This window comes from Pseudoclavibacter sp. AY1H1, from assembly GCF_002931055.1.
Classification (GTDB): domain Bacteria; phylum Actinomycetota; class Actinomycetes; order Actinomycetales; family Microbacteriaceae; genus Pseudoclavibacter.
This window is the reverse complement of sequence record NZ_PSXX01000001.1, coordinates 812,517-830,067: the sequence shown is the minus strand read 5'-3', so window position 1 is coordinate 830,067 and position 17,551 is coordinate 812,517. Positions and strand designations below refer to the sequence as shown.

17 protein-coding genes are annotated in these 17,551 nt (G+C 69.1%); 9 read left to right on the top strand and 8 right to left on the bottom strand.

Annotated features, from left to right (window positions below; all coding sequences use genetic code 11):
• Positions 1-480 carry an SRPBCC domain-containing protein gene (locus C5E05_RS03905; protein WP_104242001.1) on the bottom strand — a complete coding sequence of 160 codons (480 nt, stop codon included), beginning with the start codon at positions 478-480 and terminating at the stop codon, positions 1-3.
• Between the two features lie 174 nt (positions 481-654).
• Here C5E05_RS03905 and C5E05_RS03900 point away from each other — a divergent pair, with 174 nt between their 5' ends.
• Complete coding sequence (locus C5E05_RS03900) at positions 655-1,083, top strand: YciI family protein (RefSeq protein ID WP_104241075.1); 429 nt, start codon at positions 655-657, stop codon at positions 1,081-1,083.
• Positions 1,084-1,313: 230 nt separating this feature from the next.
• Positions 1,314-2,480, top strand: coding sequence for an RNA polymerase sigma factor (locus C5E05_RS03895; protein WP_374953443.1), 1,167 nt, complete (start codon positions 1,314-1,316; stop codon positions 2,478-2,480).
• A 193-nt stretch (positions 2,481-2,673) separates the two neighbouring features.
• Here C5E05_RS03895 and C5E05_RS03890 read toward each other — a convergent pair whose 3' ends face one another.
• The gene (locus tag C5E05_RS03890) at positions 2,674-3,375 is read right to left on the bottom strand and encodes a YceI family protein (RefSeq protein ID WP_104241077.1); all 702 of its coding nucleotides are present in this window, start codon (positions 3,373-3,375) and stop codon (positions 2,674-2,676) included.
• Between the two features lie 196 nt (positions 3,376-3,571).
• Between C5E05_RS03890 and C5E05_RS03885 the strand changes: the two genes are divergently transcribed.
• Positions 3,572-5,299, top strand: coding sequence for a long-chain-fatty-acid--CoA ligase (locus tag C5E05_RS03885; protein ID WP_104242003.1), 1,728 nt, complete (start codon positions 3,572-3,574; stop codon positions 5,297-5,299).
• 10 nt (positions 5,300-5,309) lie between these two features.
• On the opposite strand, the gene C5E05_RS03880 is transcribed toward C5E05_RS03885, so the two are convergent.
• Entirely contained in the window at positions 5,310-6,530 is a 1,221-nt protein-coding gene (locus C5E05_RS03880; protein WP_104341131.1) for an alpha/beta hydrolase, read from the bottom strand.
• A gap of 123 nt (positions 6,531-6,653) precedes the next feature.
• Between C5E05_RS03880 and C5E05_RS03875 the strand changes: the two genes are divergently transcribed.
• Positions 6,654-6,956 (top strand): DUF4287 domain-containing protein, encoded by a 303-nt coding sequence (locus C5E05_RS03875; protein WP_104341130.1) that lies wholly within the window; start codon positions 6,654-6,656, stop codon positions 6,954-6,956.
• A complete protein-coding gene (locus C5E05_RS03870) occupies positions 6,953-7,405 on the top strand; it encodes a YchJ family protein (RefSeq protein WP_104341129.1) in 453 nt (150 codons plus the stop codon). Before C5E05_RS03875 ends, C5E05_RS03870 begins: the two co-directional genes overlap by 4 nt.
• 130 nt (positions 7,406-7,535) lie before the next feature.
• On the opposite strand, the gene C5E05_RS03865 is transcribed toward C5E05_RS03870, so the two are convergent.
• The 4 genes from C5E05_RS03865 to C5E05_RS03850 all read right to left on the bottom strand — a co-directional run bounded on the left by C5E05_RS03865 (position 7,536) and on the right by C5E05_RS03850 (position 12,670).
• Positions 7,536-10,238, bottom strand: coding sequence for a phosphoenolpyruvate carboxylase (locus C5E05_RS03865; protein ID WP_104241081.1), 2,703 nt, complete (start codon positions 10,236-10,238; stop codon positions 7,536-7,538).
• Positions 10,239-10,347: 109 nt separating this feature from the next.
• Complete coding sequence (locus C5E05_RS03860; RefSeq protein WP_104341128.1) at positions 10,348-10,824, bottom strand: SRPBCC domain-containing protein; 477 nt, start codon at positions 10,822-10,824, stop codon at positions 10,348-10,350.
• A 9-nt stretch (positions 10,825-10,833) separates the two neighbouring features.
• Entirely contained in the window at positions 10,834-11,943 is a 1,110-nt protein-coding gene (locus C5E05_RS03855) for a DNA alkylation repair protein (protein ID WP_104341127.1), read from the bottom strand.
• Complete coding sequence (locus C5E05_RS03850; protein WP_104341126.1) at positions 11,930-12,670, bottom strand: TetR/AcrR family transcriptional regulator; 741 nt, start codon at positions 12,668-12,670, stop codon at positions 11,930-11,932. The genes C5E05_RS03855 and C5E05_RS03850 overlap by 14 nt, the downstream gene beginning before the upstream one ends.
• Positions 12,671-12,853: 183 nt before the next feature.
• Here C5E05_RS03850 and C5E05_RS03845 point away from each other — a divergent pair, with 183 nt between their 5' ends.
• From C5E05_RS03845 to C5E05_RS03830, 4 genes are all read left to right on the top strand, one after another.
• Positions 12,854-13,474 (top strand): hypothetical protein, encoded by a 621-nt coding sequence (locus C5E05_RS03845; RefSeq protein WP_146081022.1) that lies wholly within the window; start codon positions 12,854-12,856, stop codon positions 13,472-13,474.
• Between the two features lie 67 nt (positions 13,475-13,541).
• The gene (locus C5E05_RS03840) at positions 13,542-14,720 is read left to right on the top strand and encodes an aminotransferase class I/II-fold pyridoxal phosphate-dependent enzyme (RefSeq protein WP_104341124.1); all 1,179 of its coding nucleotides are present in this window, start codon (positions 13,542-13,544) and stop codon (positions 14,718-14,720) included.
• Positions 14,721-14,776: 56 nt separating this feature from the next.
• Entirely contained in the window at positions 14,777-15,454 is a 678-nt protein-coding gene (locus C5E05_RS03835; RefSeq protein ID WP_258064752.1) for an ABC transporter ATP-binding protein, read from the top strand.
• Between the two features lie 382 nt (positions 15,455-15,836).
• Positions 15,837-16,937: a hypothetical protein gene (locus C5E05_RS03830; RefSeq protein WP_146081021.1), complete on the top strand. Its 1,101-nt coding sequence runs from the start codon at positions 15,837-15,839 to the stop codon at positions 16,935-16,937.
• Here C5E05_RS03830 and C5E05_RS03825 read toward each other — a convergent pair.
• A complete protein-coding gene (locus C5E05_RS03825) occupies positions 16,922-17,485 on the bottom strand; it encodes a dihydrofolate reductase family protein (RefSeq protein WP_104341122.1) in 564 nt (187 codons plus the stop codon). The genes C5E05_RS03830 and C5E05_RS03825 overlap by 16 nt on opposite strands.
• Positions 17,486-17,551: the final 66 nt, after the last annotated feature.

Here is a 17,551-nt window from a genome sequence, read left to right as displayed (position 1 = left end):
TCACGAGCGACCCACGAACGCCGACAGGTTCTCCAGCGACGACGACATACCGTCGACGTGGTCCGCCTGAGTGATGCCGCTCGGCACGTCGTAGGCCGAGACCGTCACCAAGGTTCCGCCAGGGAACTCCGCCAGCTCCCACACCATCGTCATCGTTCCAGCGAACGCGGGGTCTTCCGACTCGAACACGACCTGCTGCGAGACCCGCTCGTCGGGGACGAGCTCCACGAGTACAGACGCCGAGACATCCCGAGACAGGGACGTCTTCCCGCCACCCGCCGGCGCCTCCGCGTAGGTGAGCTCGAGCACGCTGCGCCCGCCCACCCAGGGCTCGAAGCTCAGGTATCTCCCCGACATGCCCTGCGGCGGCAACCAGGACTCAAGCGCCCGCTGGTCCAGCAAAGCCCCGTAGACATGGGATGCGCTCGCTGGCAGCACCCGGGAGACCCGGTCGACGCGTGGTTCGAAATCGCTTGTCATGACCGGAAGGTAACAACCCGAGGTGGGGATGCGCCGACCGGCCTGCAGAAGAAAATCCAAAGAAGTTTCCGACGTGTGTCGATTCCGCCGGCTCCTGTTCGACGCAATAGTAGAAGGGTGCTGACCGGCACCCTGAAACCGGCCCCGAATGGGTCGCAGACAAGGAGAACCATCATGAAGTTCATGCTCATCATGCGCGCCACCGACGAAGCCAAGGCCTCGTACGAGAACACCGACTTCACCGAGATCATCAACGCCATGGGCAAGTACAACGAGTCGATGATGGAGGCCGGTGTCCTGCTCGCAGGCGAAGGCCTCGCCGACGACCTCAGCACGGCGTTTGTCGTCGACTTCACCGGCGAGCAGCCCGTCGTCACCGACGGCCCATACGGCGAGACGCATGAGCTCTTCAACGGCTTCTGGATCATCGAGACCGCAACCCGCGACGAAGCCATCCAGTGGGCGTCCCGCGCCCCGCTCCAGGGTCCAGGGTCGAAGCTCGAAGTTCGCCGCGTCACCGACATGAGCGATTTCGAAGGCCACGAGGACAACGAGTACCTCCGCAAGGAAGAGGGCTGGCGCGAGGAACAGGCGGGCGCCTGAGACCCGGCACGTCTCGAGTCCTCACCTCGCCAACGGCCATGACCGCCTCCGAGCACGGCCACGAACCTGAGACGCGCGGCGGCTCCGCCGGGGGTGCTGCCGCTTCCGCTGCCGATGGTGTCGAGGTCGACGTCGACGTCGACGCCCGCGGAGCTCGGCGTGCGAGCGCGGCGGCGGTCGATGCCGTCTGGCGCATCGAGAGCGCAAGAATCGTCGCCACCTTGACGAGGATGGTCGGCGACGTCTCCCTCGCAGAGGACCTTGCGCAGGAAGCGGTCGCCGACGCGCTGAGGCAGTGGCCAGAGTCGGGCGTCCCGGTCAACCCGGGTGCCTGGCTCACGGCCGTCGCCAAGCGCAAGGCCATCGACGGGTGGCGGCGGCGCGAGCGACTCGACGAGCGCTACAGCGCCATCGCGCACGACCTCAGCGAAGCGGATGCATCCGCGAGCGACGAGTGGGAGCCGATCGGCGACGACGTCCTTCGGCTCATGTTCGTCGCCTGCCACCCGGCGCTCTCCCGCGAAGCCCAGGTGGCCCTCACCCTGCGCATCGTCGGCGGACTGACGACTGGCGAGATCGCGCGCCTCTTCCTGCTGCCGGTCGCGACCGTCCAGCAGCGCATCGTGCGCGCCAAGAGGAGCCTCGGCGCCGCCAAGGTGCCCTTCGAGACGCCCGACCCCAGCGAATGGACCGTCCGTCTCAAGGGAGTCCTCGCCGTGATCTACCTCATCTTCACGGAGGGGTACGCGGCGACTTCCGGCGACCGCTGGCTGAGATCCGACCTCGCGGCCGAGGCGCTGCGCCTCGGTCGCTCCCTCAGCAGCATGCTGCCGCGCGAGCCGGAGGTGTTCGGGCTCGTCGCGCTCATGGAACTGCAGTCCTCGCGCTTCGCGGCGCGCGAAGCGGCGGATGGAACCCCGATCCTTCTCGCAGACCAAGACCGTCGCCGCTGGGACCGATCTGCGATCCTCCGCGGTCGCACCCTCCTGTCGCGAGCGGATGCGCTGGGCAAAGGGCGAGGCACTTACTGTCTGCAGGCCGCCATCGCCGAGCGTCATGCGGTCGCACCGTCCGTTGCGAACACCGACTGGCCGCAGCTCGTCCTGCTCTACGAGGTCCTCGGACGCGTCGCGCCGAGCCCCATCGTCGAGCTCAACCGTGCGGTGGCCGTGTCGATGGCGACGGGACCCGCCAGCGCGTTGGCGATCGTCGACCGGCTGGGTGCATCCGGTGCTCTCGACGGCGGTCCGCTGCTCGCGAGCGTCCGCGGGGAGCTGCTGGTGCAGCTCGGGAGGGTGGATGAGGCTCGCTCCGAGCTGCTGGTCGCTATCCAGCTGAGCGGCAACGAGCAGCAGCGCCGGGTGCTGCAAGGAAAGCTCGACGCGCTCGGGGCCTGAAACCGGGGTCGCGCTGAAGCCGCGTCACGCAGAAACGACCAACTTGCGTGACAGGCGGGCTGCCCGGGCCAAGTTCTGGCCGGATGCACCGGTTCTGTCACGCAAGTTGGTCAGCGGATGGTGTGCGAGGACGGGCGTGTGGGGCGGCTTGGGGACGAAGCCCAGGCCGGAGGTGTCGGCTGGGCGATGAAGGCTAGGCGCGCTCGAGCACCAGGAGGAACTCGACGTCGCCAGTGGGCTCGACGGAGACGAACCCGAGGTTCGGCGCCTCGACACCGTAGTCGGCGAAGGTCACGGGGATGCTGCCGGCGACCTGCACGGTCTCGCCGTCGAGGCCGGCCGTGATGTCGATGCTCACCTGCTGGCTGACGCCGTTGAGCGTGAGCGTGCCCGTCGCCGGGATGGTCTCCTGCGTGCCTTCGGCGAGGCCATCGAGTGCTGCGACGGGCTCGTCGAGCGTGAAGGTCGCTTCCGGGTTCGTGGTCGTGTCCATGGCCTCGGTGCGGAAGTACTCGTCGCGGCGCTGCTCGTCGGTGGCAATGGACGCCACGTCGACCGTGATGTCGGCGGCCGTGAGCTCGGTGTCGGTGGTCGTGAGAGTGCCGGAGACGGTCTCGGTGCGTCCGGTGACGGTCACATCCGTGCCGTTGAGGACCTCGTCGACGCGGTAGCCCGCGTAGGAGCCAGCGGCGACGGTCCAGGAGCCGGCGAGCGATCCGACATCCGCGCTGCTCGGGGTCGTGGATTCGATCTCGAGGGCAGGAGCTTCAGCTGCGGGGGCGGCGATGACATCGCGGTAGATCATGGGGCCGAACACTGCGGCCGCGATGCCGATCACCACGACGACAGCCGCGATGACGATGCCGATGGTGGCTTTCTTCGATGGCTTCTTCATAGTTGTAGCTTGAAGCACTTTTCTATGGACGAGCTATGGGTTTGGCGTCACCTTCGTCTGAGAAGAGGACTGGTGCTTTCATCCGCGACCCGTCTATGGCACGGCCCTGACCGACGCACGGCTCCAGCACAACCGCCCCGTCATAAGGTTCGAGTGCACCGCTGTGCGCGCAGCCGTGATCGTCGAAGGGACCCCGGTGAACGACGCCAACGAGACCAGCAAGACTTCCGCCCTCGCATCCCGGCCATGGCTGGCCGCCTACGCGGAGGACGTGCCCCACGACATCCCGGAGGTTCGGGAATCGCTCGTGGACCTGCTCGACAACGCGGTCAAGCGGTTCGGGTCTCGACCCGCGCTCGAGTTCTTCGGGGCGGAGACCAGCTATGGCGAGCTCGGCGAGCAGGTTGCTCGGGCTGCTGAGGGGCTCCGCAAGCTCGGAGTCGGGGCCGGAGACCGGGTGGCGCTCGTGCTCCCCAACTGCCCGCAGCACGTCGTCGCCTTCTACGCCGCGCTCCGGCTCGGGGCCATCGTCATCGAGCACAACCCGCTCTACACGGCCCGGGAGCTGCGGCACCAGTTCGAAGATCACGGCGCGAAGCTCGCGATCGTCTGGGACAAGGTCGCGGACCTCATCTCCGAGCTGCCGAGCGATGTGGTGCCGGAGACGATCGTCGCCGTCAACATGTCCTCGGCGCTCCCGTTCGGGAAGCGACTCGCCCTGCGCCTGCCCATCGCCAAGGCCCGCGAGTCGCGCGAGGCCATGACGGCAGCGCCCTCGGACCGCAGGGTGCTCAAGTGGGAGCGCATCGCGAACGCCAAGCGCATCTCGAAGCGAGTGCCGCATCCCGGCATCGATGACGTCGCGCTGCTGCAGTACACGAGCGGAACGACCGGCAACCCCAAGGGGGCGATCCTGACGCACCGCAACCTGCGCGCGAACGCGGCGCAGGGACGCGCCTGGGTGCCGGGCCTCACCGAGGGGCGCGAGATCTTCTACGGCGTCCTTCCGCTCTTCCATGCGTACGGCATGACGCTGTGCCTGACCTTCGCCATGAGCCTCGGCGCCAAGCTCGTCCTCTTCCCGAAGTTCGACGTCGATCTCGTGGTCGCGGCGGCGAAGGCGTCGCCGCCGACGTTCCTGCCCGCGGTTCCGCCCATCTACGACGCGCTCTCGCGGGCGTCCTCCCGCAAGGGCGTCAGCTTCACGAGCATCCGCTTCGCGATCTCCGGGGCCATGAGCCTGCCAGTGAAGACCGTCGAACGGTGGGAGGAGGTCACCGGCGGACTCCTCGTCGAGGGGTACGGCATGACCGAGACCTCACCGGTCGCCCTCGGCAACCCGGTCGGTCCGAGCCGCCGCCCCGGCACGGTTGGGGTGCCGTTCCCGAGCACGCACATCCGCGTCGTCGACCCCGAGGATCCGAGTGTGGAGCGTGCCTTCGGCGAACCGGGCGAGCTGCTCATCCGCGGCCCCCAGGTCTTCCAGGGCTACTGGAAGCGCCCCGACGAGACGCGGGAGGTGCTGCTCGCGGGCGGCTGGCTTCGCACGGGTGACATCGTCACCGTCTCGGACGACGGGTTCGTGACGGTCGTCGACCGCATGAAGGAGCTCATCATCACGGGGGGCTTCAACGTGAGCCCCTCAGAGGTCGAGGAGGCGCTCACGGCGCATCCCGACGTGGAGGGGGCGGCAGTCGTCGGCCTGCCCCGCAGCTCCGGTGGCGAGGATGTGACTGCCGCCGTTGTCCTCCGGGAGGGCGCCGCGTTCGATGCAGATGCCCTTCGTGACTTCTGCCGCTCCCGCCTCGCCTCCTACAAGGTGCCGAAGCGGGTCGTGCAGGTCGACGAGCTCCCGAAGTCGCTCATCGGCAAGGTGCTCCGTCGACAGGTGCGGGACGGGCTCGTCGCGAAGCGCAGCGAGTAGCGCCGAGAGGCTAGCGAACGAGGCGCGCATCGAGCCAATCGAGGAGCACCTCGTTGACCGCGGTGCGAGCGAGCGGCTCGCAGTGTGCGTCGGCGCCGTTGACGGCGGTGAAGCGGACGAGCTCTGCTTCGGGGACAAGCGACGCGAGTTCCTCGGATTGTCCTGGCCAGAACTGCTCGTTCTCCGGTGCCGTGATGAGCAGTGGCGTCGTGATCGAGCTGGCGAGCTCAGCCGTGAGGCGATACTTCTCGACCTCCCGGTAGACGGCGAAGTAGCCGGTGCTGGCGTACGGCTTTGCGCGGAAGCTCCACACTGCGCGCTCCGCAGCGCTGTGGCCGAGACCCAGCTTCATGTACTGGTCGAAGTGCTTCGAATCGCCCTTCGCGAGTTCGTGGCGCAGGGGAGTGGGCAGGTGCGAGAGCCATGAGGTCGACACATCCGTCACCCCGGGGTCGACGATGGCCGCGGCCACGCGGTGCTCGAACGCGAGCGCTCGTGGCACCCAGTAGCCGGCTTGGCTGACGCCGTAGACCGCGACTCGTGAGGCATCCACGCCGGAGAGTCCGAGCGCCGTGTCGACGACCGGCGTCAGCACAGCCTCGAAGTCGGACCTGAAGTGCGACCCGGCGACGAGCTGGCCCTGCTGGCCGGGGCCGTCGAAGTACAGCACGGCGTAGCCCCGGGCGGCGGCAGATGCTCCCATCGTGGAGTAGAGGTCGGTGAGTGTTCCGTCGCTGCCGTTCACGAGCACCAGGAGCGGAGACGGCCCGTCTTCGGCGCCGACCTCGGGACGCTGCAGGTAGCCGGGGAGCCTTCCCTTCCCGAAGCGGATCGAGAGTCGCTCCAGCGGCACTCGCCGGAGGTCCGCGAAGCGGTCCCAGGCAGCGCGGTGCAGCGCGAAGGCGTTCGTGTAGCCGTCATCGTCGCCGATCGCAGCGATCGCGTTCAGGGCATGGCCGTAGTAGGCGGATGCGCGAAGCCACTGGGCGGCGGCCGTCGCTGTTCGCCCATTGTCCGTCGAGACCTCGGCAAGCTGCCGCGTGACCTGGGCTCGGGCGAACCATGCCCTGATCCACGACTCCCGCTTCCCGTCCTCGATGGCGGCGAGCGTTGCGAAGATCTCGCCCAGATCGCCGGCACCCGCACCGACGGATCCGAGGACGACCTTGGCCTCGAAGTTCTGGTCTGCGTCGTGGAACAGCGGCCGCGACAGTGCTGGATGGTGCGACATAGCCTCATCATCCTCCTGCCCCGGCGGGCCAGGTCCGATCCGCAGGCATTTGGAAGGAAGGTCGGGTCGTTAGGATGCCAGCACGGTTCTCCGGCCAGAGGCGAGCCCAGGGAGGGTGCATCCATGTCGTTCCAGTCGTACCTCGACAACATCGAGGAGAAGACGGGCCTCACGCCGCGTCAGTTCATCGCGATCGCGAAGGAGAAGGGTCTCGATGGCGAGGCCACGAAGGCCGGGGAGATCCTCGCCTGGCTCAAGGAGGACTACGACCTCGGTCGAGGCCACGGGATGGCGCTGGTGCACGTCATCAAGAAGGGTCCGAGGATCAGCGACAAGCACGTCGGAAAGGCGGGCCCGCACGGCGACGAGTCGGACACCCTGTGGCTGGATGGCAAGGCCACCAAGCCTTCGGCGGCGAGCGAATGAGCGAGGCAACGGCAGCGTCCCACGACGCGGCGCCGGGCACGGAGACCCAGCCCGAGACCCAGTCTCGGGCCGAGCCCTGTCCGTGCGGAAGCGGGGCCACGTACGCCGAGTGCTGCGGCGTCTTCCACGCAGGCGCCCCAGCTCCGACAGCTGAGGCGCTCATGCGATCCCGGTACTCGGCGTTCGCTCGCCGGTTGCCGGACTATCTCAACGCGACCTGGGATGCGGAGACCCGCCCGGCGGACCTCGAGCTCGAAGACGGCACGGTGTGGCGGCGTCTGCAGATCGTCGACAAGTTCGGCGGCGCAGAGGGCGACTCGACGGGGGTCGTCGAGTTCCGGGCGTCGTACCGTGACGCCGACGGTGCAGGTCTCCTCCACGAGCGCGCCCGCTTCAGGCGAAGCGACGGGCGCTGGGTCTACGTCGACGGCAGGGTCATCCGCGACTGAGGCGCGCACCTGGGAGGGACTTGCCCTTTCGTGTCTCCACCAGCCAGCCGGGCCACAACGACGAAGAGGCCGCCATCCCCGCGGGGATGACGACCTCTCGCTGCGTCGGCGACACGAGTCGCCGGCGGCGTCAGCCGGTGTTCTGGAGACCGGCGGCGACGCCGTTCACGGAGAGCAGCAGGAGTCGCTGGAGCTCGGCGGCCTCATCCCCGTCCGGCTTCCTGGCGTCGTCACGCAGCCTGCGGAGCGCGCGCAGCTGCAGGAGCGAGAGCGCGTCCACGTAGGGGCTGCGCATCTTCACGGCGCGCTGCAGCACGGGCTTGCGCTCGAGCAGCTCGGCGCCACCCGTGATCCGGGTGACCCAGCTCGCCGTGAGATCGAGCTCGCTCGTCACCAGCTCGGCGAGCTCCGGGCGGTCGCCGAGCTCCAGGTAGCGGCGGGCGATGCGTCCGTCCGTCTTCGCGAGACTCATCGCGACGTTGTCGATCATCGACCTGAAGAGCGGCCATTCGGCGTAGGCGGCCTGCAGCTGGTCGAGGTCGCCGACCGCGTCGAGCGCCGTGCCGAGGCCGAACCAGCCGGTCAGGTTGATGCGCGCCTGCGTCCACGCGAACACCCACGGGATGGCGCGCAGGTCTTCCAGGGACTCAACGGAGAGGCCGCGGCGGGCGGGGCGCGACCCGAGGGCGAGCATCCCGACCTCCTCCATGGGGGTCACTCTGGCAAACCACGGTGCGAACCCGGGGGCCTTCACGAGCGCGAAGAACCGCTCGCGTGACGCGGAGTCCATGGTCGCGGCGACCCCTGCGTACTTCTCGGCGGCATCCGCGTTGCGGGTCTCCGTCGACGGGGCCGAGGCGAGGAGCGTCGCCGAGATGACCTGGTCGATGTGCCTGGCCGCGATGTCCGGGTCGCCGTACCTGGCGAAGATGACCTCACCCTGCTCGGTCAGCTTGAAGCGACCGTCGACGGAGTGCGGCGGCTGGGCCAGGATCGCGACGTTCGCGGGGCCGCCGCCGCGGCCGAGCGCACCGCCGCGGCCGTGGAAGAGGGTGAGCTCGATGCCGTTCTCGCGGGCCCAGGCGGCGATCTGGCTCTGCGCCTCGTACAGCGCGAGCGTCGCAGCCACTGGCCCGACGTCCTTCGAGGAGTCGGAGTAGCCGAGCATGACCTCGAGCCTGCGCCCGTTGCCGGCGAGCAGCTCGACGACCTCGGGCTGCTCGAGCATCTCGGCGAGGATGCGAGGAGCCGCCTGCAGGTCGGCGAACGTCTCGAAGAGGGGGATCACGTTGAGCGCGGGGGGAGTCGCCCCGGGGCCCGTCGCCGCGACGGCGAGCTTGTAGACGTTGGCGATGTCCTCGGACGACTGCGTGAAGGACACGATGTAGCGGCCTGCCGCGCGCGGGCCGTGGCGCTCCTGGATGAACGCGATCGAGCGGAACACGTCGAGCACCTCGGCGGTCAGCTCGCTGGGCTCCGCGCCCGCCTCCTGCTCGGCGAGTTCGGCGAGCACCTTGCGGTGCACCTGCGAGTGCTGGCGCACCTCGAGCTCGGTGAGGTGGAAGCCGAACGTCTCGACCTGCCAGATGAGGTGCTGCAGCTCGCCGTAGGCGTGCCGGCCAGCGCCAGCGGCGACGAGCGATGCCTGCAGGATGCGCAGCTCCCGCAGCAGCTCGTCCGGCACCTTGTAGGCGAGGTCCGCGTTGCGTCTCCGGGTGGCTTCGATGCGGCGGGCGATGAGCAGCAGGATGCGGCGGTGCGGCTCTCCGGGCGAGCGCTGGGCAATCTCGGCCGCGGCACTCTCGTCGCCGCTGCCGAGGCGCGCGAGTAGGGTCGCGGCGGCCGCGTCGAGGGGCGTGGTGTCGGCGCCGAGCGTGAGCGTGCGCCCGATTCGAGCCGAGGCGCGCTCGAGGCCGAGGAGGACGTGCTCGGATGCGATGACGGCGGCCTGACGGCTGACCTTCGCGGTCACGAACGGGTTGCCGTCTCGGTCGCCGCCGATCCAGGAGCCGACGCGCACGAAGGGTTCGGCGATGGGCTTCGACGTTCCAGAGAGCGCACCCTGCAGGGCCTCATCGACTCGGCGGTAGACGCGGGGGACCGTCGTGAAGAGGGTCTCGTCGAAGACGGCCATGACGGTGCGCACCTCGTCGACGGGCGTCGGCTTGTCGCTGCGCAGCGGCGAGGTGCGCCACAGCAGGTCGATCTCCTCGAGCAGGCGACGGGTCAGCTCCTGAGCGGCGGGGCTGCCCTCGGATGCGCCACCCGAGAGCCGCTGCTCGTCGCGTTCCTCGAGCAGGTCGCTGATGCGACGGATCGCGGAGGAGACAGCCCGTCGGCGGGCCTCGGTCGGGTGCGCCGTGAAGACGGGGTGGAAACGCAGGGCGCGGACCCGCACCGACGCGGCCTCCGCACCGATCTCGTCGCTCAGGCGCGCGAACGCCTGCGAGATCGTGTCTTCCTGCTGCTTCGATGGTGAGGTGCCGCGGGCGCGAAGCACGCGCACGCGGTGGTGCTCCTCGGCGAGGTTCACGAGGTGGAAATAGCAGGTGAACGCCCGCGCGACCTCGTCTGCTCGTGCCGGCGAGAGCGCATCCACGAGCTCCTCGGCGGAGGCGAACGAGTCGTTCGCGGCCGCGCCGTCGTGCTCGTAGGCCGAGATCGTGAGGCGACGCAGTCGCTCGACGTCGTCGAGGAGCTCGGGGCCTCCCGTCTCTGTCAGGACCTGGCCGAGCAGGGTGCCGAGGAGGTGCACGTCAGAGCGCAGCTCATCTGGCAGTTCAGCGCCAGCCTCAGTGCGGCTGGCGGGGGAGTTCGTTGGGGCTTCGAGCATGAGCCCAGGCTACCGATGCTGTGTATCGACAATGTGACACGGCATCCATCATGACCGGGAATGACATCCGCTCGGGTGATGCGAGGAGAAGTGGTGATCGCGCGGTCGGTCAGGCCTCTGCTGAGGGGGCCTCTAGGTAGTCCTCGAAGACGGGCGTCTCGAGGCCGTCCTTGGCAGCCAGCATCAGGTCGAGGTAGTAGTTCCAGCCTGCCCGGATGTCCGAGAGCATCGCCACGGGCACCTCGAAGTGCTCGAAGACGAGCCGAGTGGCCTCGCCCCGCACCCCGGACTCCGCCAGCGAGACACGCAGGTGCCACGATCCGGCTGCATCCTCGGTCGTGACCTCCAACAGGCTCGGGGCCTCGCAGCGCCGGATCGTCGCGGCGCTTGCCGGGGCACCCTCCTCGGCCACGAGCTGCAGCCCGATCCGGCCGCGCTGCTCGTCAGTGAAGTGCCACGGGCCGATCCACTTGGCCGTCTTCTCGCTCGCCGTGAACCACAGCCACAGCTCCTCCCGAGCGGTGTCCACGCTCCGCTCGAGGCGAATGGTCTCGGTGTCGACTGCTTCGGAGGGTTCTTCGGACATGCGGGTATCTCAGCACACCGGGTCGAGAACCAGGTCGAATTCGGCGAATCCGTGCCGGACACCGTTGACCTGCAGCTCGATGGCATGCACGCCGGGATGGTAGCGGCGCGTGGTGATGGGTCTGACGGCGTGCCGTTTGCTGATGCTGAGCGTGGCGCCCGGTGCGAGTGTCGTCGTCGAGATCTTGAACGTCTTCGGGGTGCGGCTGCCGTCCGCCTTGACGTGGTGCACGACGTAGTCGACGACGAGATCCGCCGCGACCTCACCGCGATTCATGATGGTGGCGGTGATGAGCAGTTCCTCGCCGAGCACCATGCTCGCGCGATCGAGCGTGGGCCCCTCCACGACGACCTCCGCCGAGCCGAAGCCGAGGAGCGCCAAGGCGTCGGGGTCTCCCCGTTTCACGAGCGTCCTGAGGGCGTGGCGAACGAGTCTCGGCGTTTGCTCGTCACCGTCGGCGAGCCACGCGGCGGCCGTCTCGCAGACCAGGGCCGCGTCGTGCCTGCTGATGTCGTTCAGGTGGTTGGCGACCGAACGGCGAACGACCTCGCTGTCGTCGCGGTAGAGCGCATCCAGAATCGGGATGCACAGCCGCGCATCGCGGGTGATCTCGGCGACTCGAGTGCCCCACGGCAGGTACGGCCGCGTCCCCTCAGACGCGAGCCGACGCACATGCTCGTCGTCGCTCCTGGTCCACTCGAGCATGATCTCGAGTGCCCGCTCGAGCCTCGCCCGCAGCATGGGCCGCACCGCCCACTCGCAGGTCAGCCGAGGGGTGAGTTCTGCGAGGAGCTGCATGCCGTCGTCGAACGCCGCAGCGCCGCCATCGGCGATGGCGGCAGCGGAAACCGCATTCGAGATCGGCCACACCATCCACCCTTCGAGGGCGGACGACTCCAGCGCACGGCGGATGATCGCGGCGAACTCGGGGTAGCCGACCGGGAGGTCCTCCAAGATGGAGGCGGCGAGGTGGGAGCTCCGCGAGCCGAGGGCGAGCCCGTCGAGGCCATCAGCGGTCGCCCGCGTCGCGGAGAGCTGATGGCCTCCGGCCGCCGATTGCAGCAGCTGCACCATCGCGGAAGCCTGTTGGGCTCCGAGGAGCTCATCAGCGAAGGGCATGCTGAGCCTCCTCCGTGCGCGACGTGCTCAGCGCGTCGTCAGTCATCTCGGAGACGCGGGTGGTCTGGTAGTCGCCGAAGGCCGAGTCCACGAGCTTCTCGACGCGCTCGGCGCTCTCGGGCGTCGTGAGGCCGAGCAGGATCATCCGCCAGTGCACGCCGATACGCTCCACGAGGTCCTGCCGGTCGGTCAGCGCCCCAGAGAGCAGCTGCGTGCCCGTGAAGGACGAGACGAAGAGCGAGCTGACGTGGTCGGCACTGAAGTCACCGCGGATGCTGCCCTCTCGCTGGCAGATGCGAATGACGGGACGGATGCGCGCGAGCCAGTCGAGATAGGAGCCGTGCGACAGGAAGCTCGAGCCGATCTCCGACGTCACGATGACGCCTGCGAGGACCACGACATCGCTCTGCAGGAGCTTCGCGAACGCGACGGACACCTTCAGGAGCGCGTCGATGCCGCTTGCCGCCGACCTCGTGGCCTCGGCCACCGCATTCGATGCCCGCGCCGCGTACTCGCCGAGGACCGCCTCGGCGACCGCCTCGCGGGTCGCGAAGTGGTGGTAGAAGGCCCCGTTCGTGACTCCCGAGTTCGCCCGAATGCGCGACAGGGTCGAGCTGGCGAAGCCGTACTCCACGAAGGTGGTGGCCGCTGCGAGCACCAGGCGACTCCGAGTCTGGATGCTGCGCTGCTGCTGGGGTCCGCCGGCCGATCGGGCGAGGGCATTCATAGCCAGTGAGTGTAGTGACGATCGGGGCAGTACCGCACCCCGTTCGGGGTGTGGCGAGGATGGCGGTATCGGCCATATGTGAAGACGAATTCGTCGCGAACGCGCCGACACTGCTCCGTCAGCATGCTACGTTGCGCGGAGATTTTCAGTGCGGAGCAACACCGCTCGTGAGTTTGGAGAGCCGTGGGAGTACTCGTACATCCGGACCAGGACGTGCATCCTGACGTCCGATTGGCGATCGTCGAAGGGCGTCTTCGAGTTGTCGCCGACCACGGCTCGGGTGCACCGTGGCTGCTCGCGCGACCATTGGAGCGGGCGCTCACCGAGGTCCGAACGAGGCACCTCGACCTCATCTTCCTCACTCGCCTCTCCAGTGAGCCGGCGACGTCCGTCGTGCTGCGGGCCCAGGGGCGACGATTCCTGGACGAGCTCGACGATGTCCCGGAGCTGCTCGTGCCATCCGCGATCATGATCGCCAAGGACCGGGCGGGGGCGCTGCGGGTCCAAGGCGCACGCCTCGGAGAACGAGGGGAGAGCAGGCCGGTGTGGCTGGAGGAAGGCACGTCGGCGTTCATCAGCGACGACCCCCGACTTCTCGAGGAGGTCTTCTCGCCCCGCTCTGGGCACCTCGACCGGGACGCCTGGCAGTCGATCAAGACCGTCCCGGCGGGCGCCTGGCTGCACACCCAAGCGGGCAGGAGCCCGCGAGTGCGAGCGATCACGGACGACCAGGCCTCTTCTCCGTCCCAGGGCTCTTCTCCGTCCCAGGGCGCGCGCACCGGGGCTGGCGCCACCAGGAGCTGAGCGTCGCGCTGCTCGGCGGACGACCCGCCAGCTGCCCTGAGACCGGGCCACCTGGCATCCTTGGGGTATGAAGCTCTCGCATCGCGCCCAGACGGTCGAGCCGTTCCACGCCATGGCATTCGGGCAGCGTGCCGCCGCCCTCGAAGCGGAGGGCAAGCGCGTCGTCAAGCTCTCGTTGGGGGAACCCGACTTCGGGGCGCCGCCTCAGGTTCGCGAGGCGATGCGCGATGCCATGGATGGTCGGCCGCTCCCGTACACCGTCGCGCTCGGGCTCCCAGCGCTCCGCGAGGCGATCAGCGAGTTCTACCGCATCCGTCACGACGTCGAGGTCGACCCGGCCCGCATCCTCGTGACCTCGGGCGCCTCGGCGGCCCTCCTGGTCGTCGTGGCCGCCACCACCGACCCCGGTGACGATGTGGTCATGGCCGATCCGTCGTACCCCTGCAATCGGCAGTTGGTCGAGAGCTTCGGCGGACGGGTGGTCGGCGTGCCCACGAGCATCGAGTCCCGCTACCAGCTCGACGTGTCCAGCGTCGAAGCGGTCTGGGGTGAGCGGACGTCCTCGATCATGGTCGCGACGCCGTCGAACCCGACCGGCACCTCCGTGCCCTTCGAGGAGCTCGGTGCCCTCTGCGCGTTTGCCCGAGAGCGGGGCGCGTGGCGAATCGTCGACGAGATCTACCTGAACCTCTCCGACCCGGGCGAGGACGGCACCCCTCCGCGGAGCGTCCTGAGCGTCGATCCGGAAGCGATCGTCATCAACAGCTTCTCCAAGTACTTCGGCATGACCGGCTGGCGACTCGGCTGGGCCGTGCTCCCTGAGGCTCTCGTCCCGGCCGTCGAGAAGCTCGCGACGAACTACTTCCTGTCGGCGTCGGCACCGGCGCAGCTTGCCGCTCTCGCCGCGTTCACCCCCGAGTCGCTGTCGATCTGCGAGGAGCGCCGGGTCGAGCTCGCCAATCGTCGCGAACTCGTGCTCGAGGGCCTGCAGCGCATCGGTCTCCCGGTTCCAGTCCTGCCCGACGGAGCCTTCTACGTGTACTTCGACGTGTCCCGGACCGGTCTGTCCTCGTGGGATTTCTGCGGACGGGCGCTCGAGGAGGCCCAGGTCGCGCTGACACCTGGCCGCGACTTCGGAGCGCACACGGGCGAGACCCACGTCAGACTCTCCTATGCCGCCTCGCGAGCGGAGCTCGTCGAAGGGCTGCGCCGCCTCGAAGCGTTCGTCGAGGGGCTGCGGCCGTGAGCGGGTCCGGCCCTGGGGGACGTGATCGCGGTCCTGGTCGAGCGGAGGATGGCTGCGTGCCAGTCGTCCGCGTCGAGGGTCTCTCGGTGAAGCGCGGGGGCACGCGGGTGCTCTCCGATGTCGATCTCGCGGTGCCGGCCGGATCGGTGCTGTGCCTGACGGGGGCGAACGGCTCAGGGAAGACGACGCTGCTCCGCGCGCTGGCCGGGCTCGTCACGCCGAGCGAGGGCCGAATCCTCCTCGACGACCGGCCGGTGGATGAACGGAGTCCGCGGTTCCGGCGCAGCCTCGCGGCTCTGCTCGGGTCGGTCCCCTTCTCGCTCACCCTGACTGCACGAGAGCATCTGACGGCCGTCGCAGCATCGTGGGGGACCACCACGCTCGAGGGGGAGCGTTCCGCAGATACGGTGCTGGCGCGCCTCGGCATCGAGCATCTGGCCACGCGGTTCCCGCACGAGCTCTCGTCCGGGCAGTTCCAGCTGCTCTCACTGGCCACCGTTCTGGCGCGTCCGTTCGACGTGCTCGTGCTCGACGAACCCGAGCAGCGTCTCGACGAGGAGCGACGTGAGCTGCTTGCCCGCATCCTCGTGGAAGAGCGAGACAGGGGCGCGGCGATCATCGTCGCGACCCACAGCCGAGCGCTCATCGAGGCGCTGGGTGCGGACGAGTTGCGGCTTGCCGGCGAACGCGAACGCGATGGCGACGACCAGGGCGGTGGGCGTGCGGCGGCGTGAGGGTGCGTATCGCGCGTACCTTGTGGGGGCGGTGGTGCTCGTCGCGGTCGCGCCACTGGCGCGGATGCTGTTCATCGCGCTCCTGGAACCGGCCTCGATCGCCTGGCTTACGTCTCCGGCGTTCGCAGAGCAACTTCGGATCGTGGCTGCCGCGGTGGTACCCCTCGGTCTGCTGGTGGGGACGACTCGTGGTCCGGCCCTGCTTGATCCCTTCGCTACGGTCACCCTCGGTTCCAATGACGTGCCGAGGCGCGTCTCGTTGCGGCGGCCGTTCCGGCGGAGTGCACTCGCAGCCTCGGCGGGGACGGGGCTATTGGCCTGTCTCCTGGGGGCCGCGTTGGTCGTGGGCGTCGGGGCCCCTCTGGTGCCAGTGGCGTGCTTCGTGGCGGCGTCCGTCGCCCTGGCGTGCCTCGGCGTGATCGCGGCGCTCGTAGGCCAGGTCATCGGCAGCCTGCGCGCGTGGGTGGCGGCGATCGCTCTCGGTCTTCTCGGGGTGGCGCCCGTTGGGGTCGGGGCCTGGTTCGGGTCGATCTGGACCGGCGTCGTCGGCCTGAGCGGCGGGAACGGTCGAGGGCTCCACTCGGCCCTCGAGGGCTGGCTTGGGCATGACGCGGGCCTGAGTCTCGTTCTCGTCGGTGCACTGGTGCTCCTCGGGGTCCTTGCGGTTGCGCTCGCCTCCGTGCCTCGGCTGCTGGATCGACTGCGGGGTGACGAGCTCCTCCGGCAGGCACGGCGCCGTGAGGCTGCCGCCTTCGCCGCAGCGGCAGGAGAGTTGGCGGGCGCATCGGCGGCGTACCGCGAGGTGCCCTCGATGGGGAGGGGGCTTCGAGCCGTCGTCGGCGGGCCGCGCGTGCTGTCCATGCTGGTCCGCGATGGGGTCGGTGCGTTGCGGACACCGCAGCGGACCGTGTTCGGGCTCGTCGGGGTTGTGGCCGCGGCCCTGCTCCTGGGTTTGGCCGTCAGCCCGTCGGCGGTCGCCGCGCTGGCCGCGCTCGGTGGCTCCATTCTGATGTTCCTCGCCCTGGCCCCGTTCACCGAGGGGTTCCGGCATGCGGCCGACGCTGCCGCAGGGGCCGCCGTCTTCGGAACGCCGACGGGCGAGCAGTTCCTCCTGCACGCCGCGTTCCCGCTGGTCGTCGTCGTCCTTGTCGTCGGAGTCACGCTCCTCGTCTCGGGTGGCGGTGGTGGTGCCGCGCCCCTGCTCGCAAGCCTCGCCATGGTCGCCGTGCGAGCCTACGAAGCGGGCCGCGGGCACCTCCCTCCGCTGCTCCTGACGCCCATGCCGAGCGAGGTCGGCGACGTGTCCGTGCTCGCGAGGCTCGTCTGGCAGCTCGACTCGGTCATCATCTCGGGGCTCCTCGGGCTGGCCGCGACGATGCTCTGGGCTGTGGGCCTTCCAGTCGTCTCGATCGTGCTTCTGGTCGCGGGCGCGCTTGTGCTCGCTCTGGCGACGAGGTCACGCCTTCGTCACCTCCGCGGGTAGCTCACCTCGTAGCGGGCTTCCACGAACTGTCCCCGCGCGTGCGCGGAGGTCAGGCGCAGTGCATCCGCTTCAATGCGGCGGGGGAGTACCGGAGCTCCGGAGGGGAGGGTCACCGGCGCGATGGAGAGGCGGACCTCAGTCAGGTGGCCCGAGTCGTAGAACTGGCCGGCGAGGTCTCCGCCACCCACGACCCAGATATCGCGGTCGCCGGCGGCCGCTGCAATGGCGCCGATGTGGTCGGCGATGGCACCTCGCACGAGGTGGATGTCGAGTCCCTCAGGGACGGGCAGGTCGCGGCTCGTGAACACGAACGTCGGACGGTCGGCGTAGGAGGCTCGCCACTTCTCGGGATGCTCGTCGAGACCCTCGTGGTCGTAGACCCACTGGTAGGTGGTCGATCCCATCACGAGCGCCCCGACGCTCGCCAGGAACGAGCCGAAGCTGTCGTCGTCGGGCTGGTCGACGACGAACAGCCAGTCGAGAGCGTCGTCGTCGTCGGCGATGAAGCCGGAGAGGGTCGTGGCGGTGTTGTAGATCACGTTCGTCATGCGAGGAAGGTAACCCCGACCTCCGACAATCGGGAGAAGGCGACACGCGAGCGGTCTCGGGAATGC